Genomic DNA, 21,808 nt, shown 5'->3' on the forward strand with positions numbered 1-21,808 from the left:
TTCGGATTCTTTTTCAATGAAAAAAATATTTATAACATTTACGTTGATTATTTTTATGGCATTACAATCATGTTCAACAATAAAACAAATTGATTACAATAACCCAAACAGATGGAATGAGCTTGGTGAAAACTCAAAATTAGATTGGCGCGCAGTACATCTTTTACATTATAATAGTGATAAACAGTTAGAAGCTTTATCGAAAAATATTCCTAAACTTACATCAATGGGAATTAATAAAATTATTTTTGAAATTGATTATAACTTTTATTTTCAATCACATTCCGAATTAAGACAAACCGATAGCGTTATTACAAAAGAAGGCGCAAAAAATTTTACAAAAGTTTGCAGAGAAAATGGAATTGAAATAATTCCACAATTTCAATGTGTGGGTCATCAATCATGGGCTGAAGAAACTTATAAATTGTTGGAAGTTTATCCGGAGTTTGATTTAACTCCAAATGCATTTCCAAATAATAAAGGTTTATACTGTAGAGAATGGGATGTTGAAAATCCAAAAGTTTATGAAATTGTTTTTGCTTTGCTGGATGAAATAATTGATGCATTTGATGCAAAGGCAATGCACGTTGGTATGGATGAAGTATTTCTTTTAGGTTCGGAATTTTCGCCATCAACAAAAGGAAAAGATCCCGCAAAACTTTTTGCAAAAGCTGTGAATGATTTACATAATTATATTGTGAAAGAAAAAGGTTTAGAAATGCTTATGTGGGGCGATAGATTAATTGATGCAAACAAAATTAATTACGGCGAATGGGAATCTTCAGCAAATGAAACGAGTAATGCGATTGATGTGATTCCGAAAGATATAATTATTTGCGATTGGCATTATGAAGATTTTAATGATTACAAAAATTTAAATGCAACTGAATATTTATCAATCCCGATGTTTATTGAAAAGGGATTTAGAGTTTTACCGACAAGCTGGCGCCGAGTTGAAACAATGAAAGACTTAATGTATTATAGTTTAACTTTGGAAAATCCAAAAATGTTAGGACATTTATTTACGCTTTGGTCTTCGGCAAAAGGTGATGAATTGTTAGCTTATCCGCCAATGGTAGAAGGATTAAAAGTTGGTCAGCCATTTTTCCTTAATAACAAGTAACTAATTTTTCAACTGTATTGCATGAGTAAAAAATGAAGAAACAAATAATTTATATACTGCTATTGCTTTTTGTAAACTCAGTTTCTGCAATTGAAATAAAAGAACTTAAACTAATGCCGTATCCCAAAAGTGTAAATCTTCTCGATGGAAAATTTAAGGTTGATGAAAATTTTAATTTAGAAGTTTCTCAAAATTCTGAACGATTGAAAATATATTCAAATAAATTTTTAATGAGATTGGCAAATCGAACCGGACTATTTCTCAATAATCCTTTTGTAAATGAGAGTAAAAATCCAAATGCAATAATTGATATTCAACGAATTGGTTTGGTAAAATTGAATGAAGATGAATCATATGAATTAAATATTTCTGATATAAAAATTCACCTCAAAGCCAATACTGATATTGGTGCAATTAGAGGAATTGAAACACTTCTTCAGCTTTTACAAATTGATGAAAATGGGTATTATTTTCCCACTTGTAAAATTATTGACTCACCAAGATTTCCTTGGCGCGGATTGTTGATTGATGTTAGCCGACATTTTATTCCTATTGAAGTTTTGAAAAGAAATTTAGACGGAATGGCTGCAATTAAATTAAATGTTATGCATTTTCATCTTTCCGATGATCAAGGATTTAGAGTTGAAAGTAAAACTTTTCCAAAGTTAACAGAACTTGGTTCAGACGGAAATTTTTATACACATGAACAAATTAAAGAAATTCTTAATTATGCAAATAATTTGGGAATTAGAGTTATGCCGGAATTTGACGTACCGGGTCACTCAACAGCATTGTTAACGGCTTATCCGGAGTTAGCAAGCTTACCTTTTAATTATAAAATTGAAAGAAAATGGGGAGTGATGGACCCAACTCTTAATCCAACTTTGGATAAAACTTATGATTTCTTAGATAAATTATTCAAAGAAATGAGTGAACTTTTTGTTGATGAATATTTTCATATTGGCGGCGATGAGAATAATGGAAATCAATGGAATGCAAATTTGGATATTCAAAAATTCATGAAAGAAAATAACATTCCAGATAACAGTTCTTTGCAAGGATATTTCAATAACAAACTTTTGAAAATCTTAACAAAATATGGGAAAAAATTAGTCGGCTGGGATGAAATTTTTCATCCATCAATGCCAAATAATATTGTAATACAATCATGGCGGGGGAAAGAAGCTTTAATTGAATCTGCAAAAAAAGGATATCAAACATTTCTGTCAAATGATTATTACATTGATTTAATTCAGCCGACGGATTTTCATTATTTGAATGATCCAATTCCCGCAGATGCAAATTTAACTGAAGAACAGAAAAAATTTATTCTCGGCGGTGAAGCAACAATGTGGGCAGAAATGATTTCAGCAGAAACAATTGATTCTAGAATTTGGCCGAGAACTGCAGCTATTGCCGAAAGGTTTTGGTCGCCGCAAAATATTAATGATGTTGAAAATATGTATAAGCGACTTGAATATATTAGTTATTTGTTGGAAGAGCATGATTTGCAACATATTAAAAATTTTGAAAGAATGTTGAGGCGACTTACAAATAATAATGAAACCGAATCATTAAGAAATTTAATCTCTGTAATTGAACCAGTTAAATTTTATCAAAGAAATAATTTGCGTGAACAAACTCAGCAAACACCGTTAACAAGAGTGATTGATGCGGCAACGGCAGATGCAAAGGCTGCAAGAGAATTTAATCAACTTGTCGAAAATTATTTATCTGAAAAAAATAATCTAGAATTGAAAAATAAAATTATTCAACAATTAAATTTTTGGAAAAATAATCACACGGAATTTTTAGAAACGGCAAAAAAATCTCCAATATTGTTTGAGATAATTCCAATGTCGGAAAATCTTTGTAAATTATCAAAAATAGGTTTGGAAGTTTTAGAATTATCATCAACAAAAAAGAAAATGAATAATGAATTATTTAATTCAATTTTTGAATTCATACAAAAAGTAAAGTTACCAGTTGCACAAACCGAGTTAATGATTGTAAATTCAATAGAAAATTTATTAAATATTGTTAAAGAATAAATTGAGAAAATAATGGGCGAACTTAATTGGTTAGATATTTCTGTTATAGTAACATTCTTCATAGTTGTATTTGGAATTGCTGCGTATTATTCAAAGAAAGGCGGGAAGGATACCGGAGAATTTTTTCTTTCCGGAAGAAATATGCCTTGGTACATTGCCGGAACTGCAATGGTGGCAACAACATTTGCCGCAGATACGCCTTTAGCTGTTACTGAGCTTGTGGCAAAAAATGGAATTGCCGGAAATTGGCTTTGGTGGAATTTAGCAATTGGCGGAATGTTAACTGTTTTCTTTTTTGCAAAATTGTGGCGAAGAGCAAATATTTTAACAGATGTTGAATTTGTTGAATTACGTTATTCCGGAAAATCTGCCGCATGGCTTAGAGGATTTAGAGCAATATATCTCGGCTTGTTTATGAACGCCATCGTAATGGGCTGGGTTAATAAAGCAATGGAAAAAATATTTTCAGTTGTTATTCCAACTTTTGATCCTTTTACTTTGGTAGTAATTACGGCTTTAATTATTGCAGTTTACTCAACAGCTTCCGGACTTTTAGGAACTGCGCGAACTGATAGTTTCCAATTTGTATTTGCAATGATTGGCTGTATTGTTCTGGCAATAATTATTGTTCAGCAGCCGGAAATAGGAAGTTTAGAAAATCTTAAAAATAAATTACCGGAATCAACTTTAGAATTTTTTCCATCAATTGGAAATATTGGAGTAAGTGAAACCTTAAGTGGAGTATTTGCTCTTTCGGTTGGAGCGTTTTTAGCACACGTTGCATTGCAGTGGTGGAGCAGTTGGTATCCCGGCGCAGATCCCGGCGGCGGCGGTTACATTGCCCAAAGAATGATGTCTGCAAAAGATGAAAAACACAGTGTGCTTGCAACTCTTTGGTTTACAATTGCACATTATACCGTTCGACCTTGGCCATGGATTATTGTTGCGTTAGCCTCTTTAATTTTGCTTCCAAGAAGTACAGTAGAAAATTTAAAAACAGAAAACATTACATTTTTCCAAAGTGCAGAAAAAGTTAATTCAAAAAGTGAGTTAAATTCCGTTGACCAAAATCTTTTAAACAATGCCGAGTTTAAAACTTATTATGAAAAATATGAGAATACAGTTGATCCCGGAGTTATGTATCCCAAATTAATGTTAAAGTATTTACCCTCTGGTTTATTGGGAATGTTAATTGCAGTTTTTCTTGCGGCATATATGTCAACAATTGCATCTCAATTAAATTGGGGAACATCATATTTAATTAATGATTTTTATAGGAGATTTATAAGAAATAATGCTGAAGAAAAACATTATGTAGCTGTATCCAGAATAGGAATTATTTTAATGACAATTTTTTCATTAGTCGTTACAAAATATTTTCTTTCATCTATTTCCGGAGCCTGGGAATTTATAATTAATGCAAGTGCCGGAATGGGAGCCGTATTAATTTTACGTTGGTATTGGTGGAGAATAAACGCTTGGTCAGAAATTTCCGCAATGATTGCACCATTAATTATTTATCCAATTGCAAAATATGGTTACGGATTGGAATCGCCAATTACGCTTTATCCAATTGTATTTGGAACATCTTTAGTTTGGATTGCCGTTACATATTTAACAAAACCGGTTGAAGAAAATAAACTTATAGAATTTTACAAAAGAACATATCCGGGCGGAATTGGATGGAAAAATATTGCATCAAAAGTTGGCGCAATTAAAAGTGAAATGAATTTTGGAAAAGCCTTTGCAAATTGGGTTTTTGGTGTTGTTCTGGTTTATTCATTTTTATTTGGATTAGGTAGTTTATTATTCGGTTTTACAACTAATTTTTTAATATATACAGTTTTAGCAGTTATAAGCGGGTTAGTTATTTATAGAAATTTTAAATAATATTAGAGACTTCCGAAATATTCAAATTGTCATTCTGTGAAAACTGGATCTATTGAATTCTCTCTGGATTCCCACTTTCGTGGGAATGACAAGCACCTTTAATTTAATTTTTCAGAAGTTTCATTATTTGTAATAAGGCAATTAAGAAATTGAAAATTTTTAGATTTCAATTTTAAAATTGCCTTTAGTAAATCTTATTTTAATTGCAAAAGCGGTTCAAAAATATATTGAATTCCTCTTGTAAATCCTTCCGGTTTTGAGCTTGAATGATAAGCATCGTCTAACATTCTAAATTTGTATTTAAAATTATTGTAATTACGATTTTGTAATATTTTATCAAATTCAATTATCGATTTTAGAAAATTTGGTCTTTCCGGTAATTCTTTTTCGGCGCCGGTCATATATAAAGTTACATCAAGCTCTTTATTTTTTTTGAAAAATTCATTTTCAAAATTAAACATCCAATTATTGCTTAATTCAACTGCCGGACTTATAGAAATATATGCGTTGAACAGACTGGGATTTGTGAACATTGCGAATAAAGTAAAAACTCCTCCGGCTGAACTTCCGCCTAACGCTCGCCATGCTTTTGAAACTCGAAAATTATTTTCCATAAAAGGTATAAAATCATTTTCAACAACTTTTAAAAATTCTGATGCACCGCCTCCAATATTAGTTCCGGCAAATGTTGTGGGAAGGTAATCATTCATTCTCAAACTTCCGTAATCAACATTTCCCTTGTATGAAAATCCTACAATTATGAATTCGGGAATTCTCTGATCGTAAGAAAGTCCGCCATAAATACTTGAAAGAAGCGGGAAATCATAAAATCCATCTGTAAAATAAATTACCGGATAATATTTTGTTGTATCTTCAAAATATGAATATGGATAATTTATAATCAATTCATATTCAACATTATTTATTTTTGATTTTACTTCTCTTATTTCACCAATTTCAACATGTCTATATTTTACAGAATCTTGAGAAAAATTTAAACTATTCAATAAAAAAAATATCGTTAAAAAATACTTAAGTAAATTTTCGATTTTCATTTTACACTCACAAATTTTAACAAATTATTTTGAAGAAAAATGTCTAATAATATTTGCTTGTTCAATTGTAATCAGTCCGCCGGAATTTGATTTTTCTAAAATTTCATCAATTGTTGGCAAAAATTTTTGAATGTTTTCTTCCGAATCAACAATTTCAATTACCAAAGGCAAATCTTCCGAAAGTCTTAAAACTTTGCTTGTATGAATTTTACTATTTTTTCCAAAACCCATAATTCCCTTATAAACAGTGGCTCCGGCAAGGTTTGCTTCTTTTGCGGAAACAACTATTTTTTCATAAACCGGAATTGGTCCAATTTTATCATTTTCGCCGATAAAAATTCTTAGCAATTGTGCTTTTAGATAATTCATATTTACCTTCTATTTTGAAATTATATAGACGAAATAAATTCCCAAAATTGTTATAACAACATTTAGTAAAATATTTAAACCGGCAAATAGAAATTGTGAATCGCGGAGAAGATTAATTGTTTCGAGAGAAAAAGTTGAAAAAGTTGTAAATCCTCCGCAAAATCCTACTGTTAGAAAAAGCTTTAAACTGTTGGAAATTAATTCTTTTTCATCCAAACTAAAAATGAAAAAACCGAGAAGTACGCTTCCCAAAATGTTTACAACTAAAGTTCCAAATGGGAAATAAATGGGAAAAATTTTTGAAGCAAAATCTGAAATAAAATATCGTAAACTTCCGCCAATTCCCGCGCCTAAAAAGACAAGTAAAAATTTCATTAAAATATTCTATAATTATTTAAATAATTTTTTTGCAAATATACCAACTTTTTTGACTGAAGTTAGTCTAAATTATTAAATGTAAATTACATTGTGAATAAAGGAGGATTTATGAATAATAATTTGATGAAAAAATTCTTTTTTCTTTTGAGCTTAATTTTGGTGAATATTTCTTTTGCCAAGCAAATGGATAAAAAGGAACTTGAATTAATTCAGAAGAAAAATTTTAAAGTCAGCTTGGGTGAAAATTTAGTTGTAAAAACTGATGTCGGCGATGTTGTTGTAAAATCTTGGGATAAAAATGAAGTTGATATAAAAATATTCGGTAATAAAAATGCCGAATCAAAAATGGAATATAGTTTTAATCAAGATGAAAATACTGTTGAAGTAATCGGCGAAAGAGAAGGCGGCAAAATTTTTGGCTGGTTTAGTAAAATTGATTTGAAATATGAAATTATGGTTCCAAAGGAATTTAATTTGGAATTGAAAACTTCCGGCGGTGATCTTGTAAGTAAAACAATTGACGGTAAACTTGATTTGAAAACATCTGGCGGCGATATTTTCGTTGAAAATTCAAAAGGAAAATTAAACGCATCAACATCCGGCGGCGATATAGTTTTAGAAAAGTTTAACGGAAATTCCGATGTTGCAACTTCCGGCGGCGATATTCAAATAAGCGATGCACGCGGATTAGTAAATGCCGCAACATCCGGAGGTGATGTTGTAATAAAATCCGCAGACGGCGAAGTAAATGCGGAAACATCGGGCGGAGATATTTTCTTGGATTATTCCGGAAAAGATCAAAATATTAAACTGTCAACTTCCGGCGGAGATATTGATGTAATTGTTCCAAGTAAAATAAATGCTGATGCTGAAATAAAAACATCGGGAGGAAGTATTCGCAATAATTTTTCAAATACAAATATTGTTTCAGTAACAAAGACAAAACTAATTGGAAAATTGAACCAAGGTGGAAAAAGACTTATTTGTACTACTTCCGGCGGAGATATACAGCTTTCTCAAAAGTAAATTCTTTTTAATAAAATTTTTCTTTATAAAGTGCCGCTAATTTAGTGGCATTTTTTCCCTTTTTTTTCTAATTCGTTAAGTTAGGTCAAAATCCAATCCATTGTTTACCGCTTAAAATTTACTATTTTTATGCCTTAATTATTCATACAATTAAAAAATTAATGAAAGCCAAATCAATTATAAAATTTCTTAAACGGAATATTTTTTTTACAAAATCATTTTTATTTTTTTTGATATTGCTGTTTTCTAAAATTAATATTTCTGCATCTGAACCAATAATTAAAAGTCTGAAAGTTTATGTTAATGAAAATCAACATTCCTTACCGGTTTTAAAACTCGGAACTAAAGATAAATTAAATATTTATTTTGAAGTTGAATCCGAAGAAATTCCTTCATTTGCAATTCATTTTCAAGCATGCAATAAAAATTGGGAAACATATGATAATTTGCTACTTCAAGGAACGAGCGATAACGCTTTGTTCAATGTAAATGTTGAAAGACTTCCAAACACAACCGATGGAGCTAATTATTTTGTAAATGAAACTTTCCCGAATAATAATGTGAATTTTAACATAAGCGGAAATTGGATTTTCTATATTACCGATTCTTATGATAAAGAAACTATTTACGAATTTGGAAAGTTTTTTATTGTTGAAAATATTGTCGAATTAAAAACAGATATTCAAAATTGGAGAAGAGAAGGAAAAATTTCATCAAACAATGAATTGGATAGAGTTCTAAATCTTAAAACTTCTTTTGTAATTCCGGATTCTCTTGATCCATTTAGAGTAGATTTTGTAAATATCATAAAGAATTACGAAATTAATTTTTCGCAAATGTTGGAAAAAAATTCATTTCAAGAAAATAAAAATTATGAATGGGACGGTTCCAAATCTTTTACATTTATTACAAGAGATTTAGAACCCGGAAAAGAATATAGGCAAGTTAATTTGAATGATCATAATAAATATCAACATCCGCAAACCCGCGCGCATTTTGATGGAATTGAATATTCCCGATTTTATAAATTAGGTGAAAAAGATTTAAATGGAAGTTTTAGTTTGATGCAAAAAAATAATCAATATGCAGATTACATAATTGCAACATTTGAATTTAGTCCGCCGGACCCAATTGATGAAGATATTTTTATAGTCGGCTCATTTACAAATTGGGAAGTTTTGCCTTGGTATAAATTAAATTATGCTAAAAATAATTATAAAATTAGTTTGGAGTTAAAGAGAGGAATTTACGATTACCAATTTGTTACCGGAAATATTGATGACGATAAAGTTGAAAATATTGATTGGCGGATTTTTGAAGGAAATTTTTGGGAAACAAATAATAAATATTCCATATTTTTGTATTACAAATCGCCGCTTTTTGGTGAGTACGATCAGATAATTGGTTACAAGCAAATATTGAGATAAAAATGAAATCGCTTAAAGTTGGAATTCTCGGAACCGGTCACTTAGGTAAAATTCACACAAAATTAATTAAAGATGTTCCAAGAGCAAATTTAGTTGGAGTTTATGATTTAAATTATGATGTTGCAAAACTTGTAGCCGATGAAAATAAAACAAATAGTTTTAAATCGCTTGATGAATTTCTTTCTTCGGTTGATGCTGTTTCAATAGTTTCTACAACAAGCGCACATTATGATTTAATTAAAAAAGCATTTGAAAAAAATGTTCACGTTTTTGTGGAAAAGCCAATCACAAGTACAATTCCGCAAGCCGAAGAAGTTGTGAAAATTGCTGAAGAAAAAAATCTGAAACTACAAGTTGGTCACATCGAAAGATTTAATTCCGCACTTTTAAGTTTGGAAAAATATCATCTTGATCCAAAATTTATTCAAACAGATCGTTTGGCTCAATTCAATCCGCGCGGAACTGACGTTGCGGTTGTTTTGGATTTGATGATTCACGATATTGACATAATTTTAAGTCTGATAAAAAGTAAAGTTAAAGAAGTTAGAGCAAGCGGAATTGCTGTGGTTTCAGAAAGTATTGATATTGCAAACGCGAGAATTGAATTTGAAAATGGTGCAATTGCAAATGTAACGGCAAGCAGAATTTCACAGAAAAAAATGAGAAAGATGAGAATGTTTCAAAAAGATTCTTACATTTCAGTGGATTTTAATTCGGGAGTTTCCGAAGTATTTAGATTAATTTCTCCCAACGATATGAATCTTGAACATTTTCTTTCATTCGGTGAAATTGGAGTTGGCGAAAACAAAAAAGCTGTAATTTACGAACAACCGGAAGTAAAAGAAATAAATGCCTTAAAACACGAATTGCATTTATTCGTTGATGCTGTTCTTGATGATAAAAAACCCGTTGTTAGCGGTGCAGATGGATTAGAAGCACTAAAAGTTGCTCAAATTATTTTGGAAAAAATTGAGGAGTCAAAATTAAAATGATAAATAAAAGATTTATACTTTTTGTTTTGTTAACTGCATTATTTTCATCATGCAGTGTTTATAATTCACTTATGAATTTATCAAAACTGAAATTTAAACTTGGAGCCGTAAATAATTTTAAAGTCGGGAATTTATTAATTTCAGATAAAACACAATTAAAAGATTTTGCAGCAACCGATTTATTAAAATTAACATCGCAAGTTGTTTCCGGAAATTTCCCGGTTACATTTACAGTAAATGTTTTAGCGCAAAATCCAAACAAATCAAATGCAAATTTAGTTGCGGATATTTCATTAAAATCATTTCCATGGACGCTTTACATCAATGATAAAAAAACGATTTCGGGAAATATTTCAAATCCGGTTTCAGTTCCCGCAATAGAAAATTCAACAACAATTCCTTTGGAAATGAAATTGGATTTACTTGAATTTTTTAGCGGCGATGGTTTGAATAATCTTGTTAACCTTGCGTTAAATTTAGGCGGAGCAAAAGGTTCGCCTTCAAATATTAGAATAGTTGCAGAACCAGTTTTAGGAACTCAAATTGGAGATTTAACTTATCCAAGTCCATTAACAATTATTGATAAATCATTTAATTAAGAGAAAAGTTATGAAAATTAAATATGCGGTTGGTGTTGATTTAGGCGGTACAAAAATTAAAATTGGATTAGTAACTCATGAAGGAAAAATAGTTAAAAAAATTTCTATACCAACATTGGCTGAAGAAGGTGTTGATAAATCTTTGGGACAAATTAAAAAAGGTATTTCTACTTTATTAAATGGGAACAAAAATTTAATTACAGGAATTGGAATTGGTTCACCGGGAGTTGTTTCATTAAAAAAGGGAACTGTAGAAAATCCCCCAAATTTACCTGGATGGGGAAAAGTTCATCTTGGAAAAATTATTAGTAATGAATTTTCAATTCCAACCTTTGTTGAAAATGACGCAAACGCTGCGGCAATTGGAGAATTAATTTATGGTGCTGGGAAAGATTTAAAAAGTTTTATAATGATAACTCTCGGAACCGGAGTTGGCGGCGGAATTATTTATAACAAAAAACTTTTTAGAGGTGATTTTGGCGGTGCGGGAGAAATTGGTCATGTTACAATTGATCATAACGGTGTAAAATGCAATTGCGGCTCAATTGGATGTTTGGAAGCATATTTGGGAAATAATTATTTAATTAGAGACGTAAAGGAAAAAATAAACCAGCAAAAAAATTCTAAAATTTTCAAATTAATAAATAATGATTTAGATAATCTAACTCCTCAAACAATTCATGAAGCTTCACTTCTTGGCGATCAATTTTCTATCGATTATATAAAATATTTAGGTGTAACATTAGGACATGGGTTAGCTTCTATTGTGAATATACTTGATATATGCAATATAATAATTGGCGGCGGAGTTTCCGGTTTTGGAAAACCTTTGTTCGATGCCGCAAAAGAATCATTAAAATCAAGAGTTTTAACTTCGCTTAAACCAAGAATTGAAATTCTTCCTGCTGAATTAAAAAATAATGCGGGAATTAAAGGTGCTTCTTCATTAGTATTTTATGATTAAATTATTTCCAATATTTTAAATATTGTTGAATAGTTTTTAATAGAAGAACATAAACAAATTAATCACAAATGAAGATAGCTTTTCTAATTTTGATTTTGGGAATTACATTTTGTAATTCGTTTGCACAAAATAGTGATTCACTTTCTTCATTGTTAAAAGTTGATACTTCGATTACTTCAAACCAAAATCTACAAATCGATTCTGCAAAAACTAAATCCAATGAAATTGATGATATTGTTTACAGCAGCGCATCAGATTCATTAATGTTTAATATCCCCAGTAAGAAAATGATTATTTACGGGAAAGGCGAAATTAAGTATAAACAAACTTCTTTAACGGGGGGAAAAATAAATGTAAATTTTGAGACAAGCGATTTGGAAGCCGAAGGAATAATTGATTCGGCAGATACAAATGCCGTAAATGGTTTGGCGCAAACTCCGGTTTTAAAAGAAGCTGATGAAAATTACGAAGGAACAAAACTCCGCTATAATTTCAAAACCAAAAAAGGATTTATTTCTGCGGCTAAAAATAAAAAAGAAGATTCAAGATACGAGGGCAAAAATGTAAATAAAGTTGATAAAAATACATTTTTTATTGAAGATGGAATGTACACAACTTGTGAAAGCGATACTCCGCATACACATTTTACTGCCTCAGAAATGAAAGTAATTCAAAAAGATAAAATAATTGCAAAGTGGATTTTCATGCATATTGGCGGAGTTCCGGTTCCAATCCCAATTCCGTTTGCAGTTTTCCCAAATGAAAAAGGAAGACGTTCCGGAATAATTGCTCCAACTTACGGATCAATAAATAACCGCGGACAATATTTTAAAAATTTCGGTTACTTCTTTGCAGTTAATGATTATATGGATTTAACAATGAATGCCGATTATTATATGCGCGGCGGTTACGGTTTACGAAGCAGATTGCGATATGCAAAAAGATATGATTTTAACGGAAATTTAAATATCGGTTATTCCAAAATTTTAATTGGCGAAGATGAAGATCCCGATAAACAAAGAAGTACGGATTGGAATCTTTCTTTATCACATAGTCAAACATTTACGCCGACATTAAATTTATCTGCAAATTTAAATTTTCAATCAAGAACTTATCTTACAAATAATACTACAAGTTATAATGATTTGCTAAAACGTAATATTACATCTAATGCAACTCTTTCTAAAAGATGGGATGATTATGGAATAAGTATGAACGTGAATTATTCTCGAACACAAAGTCTTGATTCACTCAACATTCAAGAAAGTTTACCAAATATGTCAATTTCAAAAAATCAATTTTATCCGTTTAAAAGTTCATCAAGCACGCCAAGCAATCAAAAATGGTATGAATATATTGGAATGAATTACTCGGGAAATTTAGTAAATAAAAAAAGTAATATTATGGGCGATATTAAGATCAGAGGCGGAATTCAGCATAACATTACCGCAAGCGCTTCGCCAAAATTTAGCTATTTTAATATTACTCCAAGTTTAAGTTATGTAGAAAAATGGTATAACAAAAAAACAAATTATGTTGTTGAAACCGTTCAAGATATTGCAAATTCTCCGAGTTTGTTAAATTCATTTTATAAAACAAGTGATCACGATACTATAATTTCAAAAGATGAACATGAAATTAATATGATTCGTACATTCCGTTTTAGTTTGGGAACTTCAACCAAATTGTACGGAATGTTTCAGCCGCAAATGTTGGGAATTGATGCTTTTCGTCATACGCTGATTCCAAGTATTTCTTACAATTATACTCCGGATTTCTCCGATGAAAAATGGGGATACTATGATTCTTATACAAAAACAGATGGAACAATTGTAAAATATGATCCGTACGCAAATGAAGTGTTTGGCGGCTCCGGAAAAGGAGAATCGCAAAGTATAAATTTTTCTTTAGGCAATGTGTTTGAAATGAAAACTTTGAAAGATCCAACCGATACAACTTCCGAAGCTAAAAAAATTACACTTCTAAATTTTGATATTTCCACCGGATATAATTTTGCGGCAGATAGTAATAATCTTTCGGATTTGAGATTAAACTATAGAACAAATATCAGCAATTTATTAAATCTTTCGGGATCTTCATCTTACACATTTTATGATTTTATAGATACAAAAAGGATCAACCAATATCTTGCCAATAACGGCAAAGGTTTATTACGAATTACAAATTTACAATTTTCTGTTTCTACAACTTTATCCGCCGAAAAACTTTCTGGAGAAGATAGAACCGGAAAAAAAACTGATGAAGCTGATGAAGAATTTACATCATTCAAGAAAAAAGATCATGTTGGATTATATGAAGAACAAGACACTGATTTTTCTATTCCGTGGAATTTAACTTTAAATTATTCTTACAATTTTTCTAAACCATCGCCGGCGCCGGGAATTGTACGTTCAAATCTTGGAGTAAATCTTGGTTTTAATCTAACAAAAAATTGGAAATTTGGAGTTATGGGAAATTATGATTTTCAGAATGATGAAATTGCCGCACCGCGAATTACAGTTTACAGAGATTTAGAATGCTGGGAAATGAATTTTAGCTGGAATCCAATTGGCACTTACACCGGCTATAGATTTGAAATTAGAATGAAAGCTCCGGAATTAAGAGATGTTAAAGTAACAAAAACCGGCGGATGGATTTCCGGAAGATAATTTTATTAAAAAATTTTATAATGAAAAAATATATTATAGATGGAAATAATTTAATTGGAAAAATAAAATCCATTTTTACACTGCAACAAAAAGATAAAAGTCAATCAAGAAAAAATCTTATCAAAATTTTAGATAAATATTTTTCGGATAAAAAAGTTAAAGTTAATCTTCATTTTGATGGATTTGAAAATGATCCGCTTCATTCTACAAAAATGAAAATTATCTACTCTAATAATAAATCCGCTGATACAGAAATTATTAATGAAATTGATTCTGAAAAAAATCCCAAATTACTAATTGTGGTAAGTTCCGATTTGAAAATTTATAATTACGCAAAAGTAAATAGCTGCGAAGTTTTAAAGAGTGAAGATTTTGTAAAGTTAATTTCGCACAAAAAAAATATTTCAGAAGAACAAATTCAAAAATCAATTGCTGATGATGAAATTAAAAAGATGTTTGGAGTGTAAATTTTATAGTCAAAACTAAATCAATTTCATATCACTTAAAAAAGGAAGATTTTCTCTAATATTTTTAACGCCATCAAGATTTATTTCGCAGTAAATTAATTTTTCTTCGTTCTCAACAAAAACTAATTCTTCGCCCATTGGATTAAAAACTGCTGAACATCCGTTATATTCAAAATACGGATCAGTCCCAATTCTATTGGCTCCAATCACAAAACACTGATTTTCAATTGCACGAGCTTTTAATAAAGTTTTCCAATGATCAATTCTTTTAATCGGCCAATTTGCAATGTTGATTAAAACTTCCGCACCTTGTTTTACATTCATTCTGTACAATTCCGGAAATCTTAAATCGTAACAAATTGAAAGTCCAATTTTTAATTTATTAATTGAAGAAACGACAATTTCATTTCCCGCAGAATAATTTTCATTTTCTTTTGCTAAAGTGAAAGGATGAATTTTTCTGTAAACAGCTTGAATTATTCCCCAAGAATTAAAGTGAAATAATGAATTATAAAATTTGGAATTTTCTTTTTCAATAATTCCGGCAAAAATTTCTATTTTTTTTCTTCGCGCAAGTTTGAGAAAATATGTAATTCCGGTTCCGTCAATTTCTTCGGCATTTGCTTTCGCATCCATCGTGAAGCCGGTTAAAGTCATTTCTGGAAAAATTAAACAGTCCGTTCCTTTTTCCAAATTAGAAATTAATTTTTCAATTGTTAAAATACTTTCTTCTTTATTGTTCCAGCTTGGGCTAAATTGACAAATTGCAATTTTCATTTTTATTTCTAAATAATTATCAAAAATGTTGATGTTATATTATTGTAATAATTTATAACTTGTATCGCAAAATTCAATTTTTCTTCTCTAAAATCAAGGAGTTACAAATGTTAAATTATGTTTGGCTTGCTTTATTAATGTTAGGAATTGGCGTAGCTCTTACCACGGATATTATTGATAAATCTGAAAACAAATATCAGAATAATGTAAAATTATCCGCGGAAATAATTCTTGAAGATTCTACACAAAATTTTCAAACGGGGAAAAATTCAGTAATTATCAAAATTCCAAAGGAAAGATTTAATTCGTTCTATAAAACGCAAAGCCTTACTGATATTGAACAAAAAGCATTCGTAACTTTTTCTGAAGTAAAAAAATCAAGCATTTTATTTTTAATAGTTGATGAGAAAACTCCGGTTTTTTGGAAAAATATGGCAAAAATTTCCGGCAAAGAAGATGATTTAACCGGCGAAGTTTTTATTGGAAAAAAAATAAATGGAAGTAAATATTCGGCAGATTTAATTTTGGAAAATATTTCTTTTTCAAAAATGAAAGATGTTACAAACTCAGCATTAGATTATGCCGGAACTGCGGTCGATATTGCTTTAGGTTTAATTGGAATTATGACATTGTGGCTTGGAGTTATGAAAGTTGCCGAAGAAGCCGGACTTATAAAAATTATTGCAAATGTTATGAAACCGCTTACTAAATTTTTATATCCTTCGGTTCCGCAAGATCATCCGGCAATGGGCGCAATGATTATGAATATGGCTGCAAATATGTTGGGACTTGGAAATGCCGCCACTCCATTCGGTTTAAAAGCGATGGAAGAACTTGATAAATTAAATCCCAATAAAGGAGTTGCAACTGATGCAATGTGTACTTTTCTTGCGGTAAACACAGCGGGATTAACATTAATTCCGGCAACGGCAATTGCAGTTAGAGCCGCTTCGGGAAGCAGCGATCCGGCAATAATTATCGGAACTTCAGTATTTGGCGCATCTTGCGCAACAATTGCGGGAATTACATCCGCCAAAATTTTAGAAAAATTTCCGCTTAAAGAAGGAGGAATTTCTGGTTTAATAAAATCAAGTAGAAAAGGTTTAACAATTTTTTCTGCAGCAATTCTAATAATTTTTGCTTTAGCGATTTCCGGTTTAGCAACTTCATTAATGAGTTATTTGAGTTTTCTAAATCCGGAATTATTTAAATCAATAATTCAAATTATTTCAATTCTCGCAATCCCAATGTTGATTTTTATTTTTGTTGGTTACGGCGCAATTAAAAAAGTTAAAATTTATGAAATGTTTATCGAAGGAGCCAAAGAAGGATTTAATGTTGCAATCAGAATAATTCCTTATTTAGTTGCAATGCTTGTCGCTATTGGGATTTTTAGAGCAGGCGGTGCAATGGAAATGTTAATTTATATTTTAACTCCATTTACAAATTTAATTGGGATGCCGGCGGAAGCCTTACCAATGGCTTTGATGCGACCACTTTCCGGCTCCGGCTCTTTAGGAGTTATGGCGGAAATAATTGCTACTCACGGTCCGGATTCGATGATTGGAATTTTAGTTTCAACATTTTTCGGAAGTTCCGAAACAACATTTTATGTAATTGCAGTTTACTTTGGTGCCGTAAATATTAGAAAAATTAGACACGCACTTGCCGCCGGATTAATTGCAGATATCGCCGGAGTTCTTGGCGCAATATTTATTGTAAAATTATTATTTGGTTAAAATGAAAGTAATTATCACAAGAAAAATTTCTTCGGTTGCAAAAAATTTATTGCAAGAAAATGGAATTTCCGTAAAAGAATTTTCATTAAATAGAAATATGAATCGAGAAGAATTATTAAAATATGCAAAAGATGCAGATGGAATTATTTCGGTTTTATCGGATAAATTTGATAAAGAATTAATCGATCAGTTACCAAAATGTAAAATTATTGCAAACTACGCCGTGGGCTTCAATAATATTGATATTAATTACGCAAAACAAAAAGGAATTGTTGTTACAAATACGCCAAATGTTTTAACCGATGCAACTGCAGAAATTGCGGTTTCATTAATTCTTGCTTGTTCAAGAAGAATTGTTGAGGCAGAAAATTTTGTGCGAAATAGAAAATTTAAAGGCTGGGAACCTCAGCTTTTACAAGGAATTCAACTTACCGGAAAAAAAGTTGGAATTATCGGTGCGGGAAGAATTGGACAAGCAACTGCAAGACGAATGAAATCTTTCGGATGTGAAATTTTGTATTATTCAAAAAGTAGAAAATTAGATTTTGAGAAAGAATTAAATGCCAAAAAAGTTTCGTTGGATAAATTGATGAAAGAATCCGATGTTATCTCAATCCATGTTCCGTTAAATTCGGAAACCAAAAATCTTCTAAGTAAAGAAAAACTTGATTTGTTAAAACCAACTGCAATCTTGGTCAATACTGCAAGAGGAGAAATTGTTGAAGAGAAATATTTAATTCATTTATTGAAGAATAAAAAAATATTTTCCGCCGGATTTGATGTTTACGAGAACGAACCTAACTTAAATAAATCACTATTCAAACTAAAAAATGTCGTACTTTTACCTCATATCGGAAGCGCAACTTTTGAAACAAGAAACAATATGGCAGAACTTGCCGCAAAAAATATAATAAATGTTCTTAACGGAAAAAAAGCTTTAACACCGGTTTGCTAATTCCTTTATTTCAAATTACTTATATATAAGAAAGAATTAAAAATCTTTTGATTTGACTGCAAATTCTATTTATTTTGATATACAACTAATTAAATTATTTTATTTATGAGAATCGGAATTCCAAAAGAAACATTACGAGAAGAAAAAAGAGTTGCAATAGCTCCAGCCGGAGTTGATGCTTTAGTAAAATCCGGACATTCAATATTTATTGAAACTGAAGCCGGATTAGGAAGCCATTTTACAGATCAAGATTATATTGATGTTGGTGCAACAATTGTTTACAGCGCTGAAGAAGTTTTTCAACGTGCTGAATTAATTGCTAAAGTAACTCCGCTGACTGACGAAGCGGCAAATCTAATTCAAGAAAATCAAATTATATTTTCTTTTTTACATTTATCTGTCGGGAAAAAATATATTCTTGAAAAATTAATTGAGAAGAAAGCAATTGCAATTAGTTATGAATTGATTGAGAAAAATGATCATCTTCCGGTATTACAAACAATAAGCGAAATTGCGGGACAGCTTGCTGTTCAAATTGGAAGTAAATTTCTTAAAAGTGATGTTCCATCCGGACGAGGAATTCTCTTAGGTGGAATTCCCGGAGTTGCACCAGCTGCAGTTGTAATTTTAGGAGCCGGAGTAGTTGGATATAATGCTGCCCGCACTGCATATGCACTTGGTGCTCAAGTAATAGTTTTGGATAATGATCTGCGAAGATTAAGAAGAATTGAAAATTCTATTTCAAAAAATATTACCACTGTAGTTGCAAATCCTTTAACAATTGCACGCGGCGTAAAATTTGCGGATCTTTTTATTGGTGCAGTTCAAATTAAGGGAGAAAAATCGCCAAATATTATTACCGAAGAAATGGTTAAAACAATGAAAAAAGGAGCTGTAATTGTTGATGTTTCAATTGATCAAGGCGGATGCGTTGAAACAAGTTATCCAACAACTTTATCGGATCCTATTTTTATCAAACATGATGTAATACATTATTGCGTTCCGAATATTCCCGCACTTGTTGCCAGAACCGCAAGTTACGGATTAACAAATGCATCTCTTGAATACATTATGAATATTGCCGATAATGGCTTATCGAATGCATTGTTAGGTGATCTTGGATTATCAAAAGGAGTTTGCACTTATTTAGGTACTTGTACAAACGAAGTTATTGCCGATACATTTAGTTTGGAATATAGAAGACTACATATTTTTTCAACGAATTAAAAAGTTAAAAAAATGACATCAGAAATTTTAAATAGAACACAAAAAATTACTTGGCGCGAAAAATATAAATCAAAAGTTTTTTCATCGGATGATGCTTTAAAAGTTGTAAAATCCGGCGATAAAATTGTAATTCAACCGGGCTGCGCTGCACCAATGGAACTTATTAAAGCTTTGGTTAGAAAAAAAGATGAACTAAGTGATGTAATTTTATATCATATTTTAATTGTTGGCGATCTTCCATATTTAGCTCCCGGAATGGAAAAACATTTTACACACAAAGCTTTTTTTATTGGAGGAAATGCACGAAAATCTATAAATGAGGGAAGAGCAGAATTTATTCCGATATTTCTTTCAGAAGTTACAATGTTGTTTAAACGCGGAGTTATTGTTCCGGATATTGCTTTGATAAATGTTTCGCCTCCGGATGAACACGGATTTTGCAGTTATGGAATTGATGTGGGAAATATTAAAACTCCCGCAGAAAAATCAAGAATTGTAATTGCTCAAATAAATGATCAAATGCCGCGCGGATTGGGAAATAGTTTTATTCATTTAAATAAAATTGATTTTATTGTTGAACAAAGTGAACCGCTGATGGAACTTCCGCAAGTTGATCCAAACACTGCGCCAAATATGCTTGCAAGTTATGATAAAATTGGACAATACATTGCGGAAATGATTGAAGACGGTTCAACAATACAAATGGGAATTGGTGCAATACCGGATTCGGTAATGAAGAATTTGAAAAATCATAAAGATTTGGGAATTCATACAGAAATGTTTAGCGATGGAATTGTTGAGCTTGTTGAAACCGGCGTAATTAATGGTGAGAAAAAAACTTTGCATCCCGGTAAAATTATCGCTGGATTTGTACTTGGTACAAAAAAATCATTTAGATTTATTGATAATAATCCAATTTTTGAATTTCATCCGCAAGAATATATAAATAATCCTTTTATAATTGCGCAGAATAATAAAATGGTTGCTATCAATTCTGCATTAGAAATTGATTTAACCGGACAAGTTTGCTCAGATTCAATTGGTACAAAATTTTACAGCGGAATTGGCGGACAAGTTGATTTTATTAGAGGTGCGGCTCATTCTGAAGGAGGAAAGCCAATTATTGCACTTCCATCAACAACTAAGGATGAAAAAATTTCAAGAATAGTTCCAATACTTAAACCGGGGGCGGGGGTAGTTACTTCAAGAGGTGATGTTCATTACGTTGTAACAGAATATGGTGTTGCAAATCTATTTGGAAAAAGCATTCAAGAACGTGTTAGAGCGTTAATTAAAATTGCTCATCCAAAATTTAGAGATGAACTTACTAAATTTGCTAAAGAGACATATTTCATTTAGGTAAAAATGATTGCAGTTATCGGCGATATTCATGGATGTTATTACACCCTAAAAGAATTATATTCCAAAATAAAAAATCTGTATCCCTGTGCAGAAATTTTTTCGGTTGGAGATTTGTTGGACCGCGGACATTATTGTTTGGAATCAGTTGATTTTATTAAGGAAAAAGGGATTAAATTCACTCCGGGAAATCATGATTTAATGTTTTCTCATTTCTTTAAATCACCGGGAAGTATTTTTGCGAGAACATGGATTCATAATGATAACGGCGAAACTTTAGCCGCTTATGAATTTGAACCGGATAAAGTTTGGGATCATATTGAATATATTGAACAGCAGCCGTTTTGGTATAATCATGAAGATGCATTTATTACTCATGCCGGATTTTCATCATTTTATAAAAAGTTTCTTAAATCCGGATTTAAAAAAGATCTAAATATTCTTGGTGAAATTATCGATCATGAAATTGAATCTGATCACGGAGTTATGTGGAACAGAGATAAACTTTTGGATTTAGGTAAATTACAAGTTGTTGGTCATACTCATAATTTAGAACCTAAGTTTGATAAATCTTCTCATTCACTTTATATTGATACCGGCGCTTTTAGAGGAAATAAGTTAAGTGCCGCAATAATTGAACACAGCAAAATTATTGAAATTTTATCGGTTGCTACAGTTCCAAAAGATATTCATAAAATATAGGCAGATATTTTTGACTATTTAATTCGTTTATTGATAATT

At 30.9% G+C, this 21,808-nt stretch carries 19 protein-coding genes; 15 read left to right on the top strand and 4 right to left on the bottom strand.

The window, feature by feature from the left end; genetic code table 11:
• Window positions 1-16 precede the first annotated feature (16 nt).
• From IPH62_12890 to IPH62_12900, 3 genes are read left to right on the top strand one after another with little or no spacing between them, the layout of a single operon-like run.
• Window positions 17-1,123, top strand: coding sequence for a family 20 glycosylhydrolase (locus IPH62_12890; protein ID MBK7106171.1), 1,107 nt, complete (start codon window positions 17-19; stop codon window positions 1,121-1,123).
• 32 nt (window positions 1,124-1,155) lie between these two features.
• Entirely contained in the window at window positions 1,156-3,174 is a 2,019-nt protein-coding gene (locus IPH62_12895; GenBank protein ID MBK7106172.1) for a family 20 glycosylhydrolase, read from the top strand.
• A gap of 12 nt (window positions 3,175-3,186) precedes the next feature.
• Complete coding sequence (locus IPH62_12900) at window positions 3,187-5,064, top strand: Na+:solute symporter (protein MBK7106173.1); 1,878 nt, start codon at window positions 3,187-3,189, stop codon at window positions 5,062-5,064.
• Window positions 5,065-5,258: 194 nt separating this feature from the next.
• On the opposite strand, the gene IPH62_12905 is transcribed toward IPH62_12900, so the two are convergent.
• From IPH62_12905 to crcB, 3 genes are read right to left on the bottom strand one after another with little or no spacing between them, the layout of a single operon-like run.
• A complete protein-coding gene (locus IPH62_12905; GenBank protein ID MBK7106174.1) occupies window positions 5,259-6,119 on the bottom strand; it encodes an alpha/beta hydrolase in 861 nt (286 codons plus the stop codon).
• A gap of 24 nt (window positions 6,120-6,143) precedes the next feature.
• Window positions 6,144-6,488: a DUF190 domain-containing protein gene (locus IPH62_12910; GenBank protein MBK7106175.1), complete on the bottom strand. Its 345-nt coding sequence runs from the start codon at window positions 6,486-6,488 to the stop codon at window positions 6,144-6,146.
• Between the two features lie 9 nt (window positions 6,489-6,497).
• Window positions 6,498-6,863, bottom strand: a complete 366-nt coding sequence (gene crcB, locus IPH62_12915) for a fluoride efflux transporter CrcB (protein MBK7106176.1) — start codon at window positions 6,861-6,863, stop codon at window positions 6,498-6,500.
• A gap of 111 nt (window positions 6,864-6,974) precedes the next feature.
• Between crcB and IPH62_12920 the strand changes: the two genes are divergently transcribed.
• The 7 genes from IPH62_12920 to IPH62_12950 all read left to right on the top strand — a co-directional run bounded on the left by IPH62_12920 (window position 6,975) and on the right by IPH62_12950 (window position 15,010).
• Window positions 6,975-7,892 (top strand): DUF4097 family beta strand repeat protein, encoded by a 918-nt coding sequence (locus IPH62_12920; GenBank protein MBK7106177.1) that lies wholly within the window; start codon window positions 6,975-6,977, stop codon window positions 7,890-7,892.
• A gap of 236 nt (window positions 7,893-8,128) precedes the next feature.
• Window positions 8,129-9,319 carry a DUF5103 domain-containing protein gene (locus tag IPH62_12925; protein MBK7106178.1) on the top strand — a complete coding sequence of 397 codons (1,191 nt, stop codon included), beginning with the start codon at window positions 8,129-8,131 and terminating at the stop codon, window positions 9,317-9,319.
• 2 nt (window positions 9,320-9,321) lie between these two features.
• Complete coding sequence (locus IPH62_12930; GenBank protein ID MBK7106179.1) at window positions 9,322-10,311, top strand: Gfo/Idh/MocA family oxidoreductase; 990 nt, start codon at window positions 9,322-9,324, stop codon at window positions 10,309-10,311.
• Window positions 10,308-10,910 carry a hypothetical protein gene (locus IPH62_12935; protein MBK7106180.1) on the top strand — a complete coding sequence of 201 codons (603 nt, stop codon included), beginning with the start codon at window positions 10,308-10,310 and terminating at the stop codon, window positions 10,908-10,910. Before IPH62_12930 ends, IPH62_12935 begins: the two co-directional genes overlap by 4 nt.
• Window positions 10,911-10,920: 10 nt before the next feature.
• The gene (locus tag IPH62_12940) at window positions 10,921-11,874 is read left to right on the top strand and encodes an ROK family protein (protein MBK7106181.1); all 954 of its coding nucleotides are present in this window, start codon (window positions 10,921-10,923) and stop codon (window positions 11,872-11,874) included.
• Window positions 11,875-11,942: 68 nt separating this feature from the next.
• A complete protein-coding gene (locus IPH62_12945; GenBank protein ID MBK7106182.1) occupies window positions 11,943-14,543 on the top strand; it encodes an LPS-assembly protein LptD in 2,601 nt (866 codons plus the stop codon).
• Between the two features lie 20 nt (window positions 14,544-14,563).
• A complete protein-coding gene (locus IPH62_12950; GenBank protein MBK7106183.1) occupies window positions 14,564-15,010 on the top strand; it encodes an NYN domain-containing protein in 447 nt (148 codons plus the stop codon).
• Window positions 15,011-15,025: 15 nt separating this feature from the next.
• Here IPH62_12950 and IPH62_12955 read toward each other — a convergent pair whose 3' ends face one another.
• Entirely contained in the window at window positions 15,026-15,787 is a 762-nt protein-coding gene (locus tag IPH62_12955) for a hypothetical protein (GenBank protein ID MBK7106184.1), read from the bottom strand.
• A 107-nt stretch (window positions 15,788-15,894) separates the two neighbouring features.
• On the opposite strand from IPH62_12955, the gene IPH62_12960 reads away from it, so the two are divergent.
• The 5 genes from IPH62_12960 to IPH62_12980 all read left to right on the top strand — a co-directional run bounded on the left by IPH62_12960 (window position 15,895) and on the right by IPH62_12980 (window position 21,769).
• Window positions 15,895-17,526: a spore maturation protein gene (locus IPH62_12960; protein MBK7106185.1), complete on the top strand. Its 1,632-nt coding sequence runs from the start codon at window positions 15,895-15,897 to the stop codon at window positions 17,524-17,526.
• A gap of 1 nt (window position 17,527) precedes the next feature.
• Window positions 17,528-18,481: a D-glycerate dehydrogenase gene (locus tag IPH62_12965; GenBank protein MBK7106186.1), complete on the top strand. Its 954-nt coding sequence runs from the start codon at window positions 17,528-17,530 to the stop codon at window positions 18,479-18,481.
• Between the two features lie 105 nt (window positions 18,482-18,586).
• The gene (locus IPH62_12970) at window positions 18,587-19,708 is read left to right on the top strand and encodes an alanine dehydrogenase (protein ID MBK7106187.1); all 1,122 of its coding nucleotides are present in this window, start codon (window positions 18,587-18,589) and stop codon (window positions 19,706-19,708) included.
• 12 nt (window positions 19,709-19,720) lie between these two features.
• Window positions 19,721-21,067 carry an acetyl-CoA hydrolase/transferase family protein gene (locus IPH62_12975; protein MBK7106188.1) on the top strand — a complete coding sequence of 449 codons (1,347 nt, stop codon included), beginning with the start codon at window positions 19,721-19,723 and terminating at the stop codon, window positions 21,065-21,067.
• Window positions 21,068-21,073: 6 nt separating this feature from the next.
• A complete protein-coding gene (locus tag IPH62_12980; protein ID MBK7106189.1) occupies window positions 21,074-21,769 on the top strand; it encodes a metallophosphoesterase in 696 nt (231 codons plus the stop codon).
• The last annotated feature ends 39 nt before the right edge of the window (window positions 21,770-21,808 follow it).

The sequence above is a fragment of the Ignavibacteriota bacterium genome, from assembly GCA_016708125.1.
Lineage (GTDB): Bacteria > Bacteroidota > Ignavibacteria > Ignavibacteriales > Melioribacteraceae.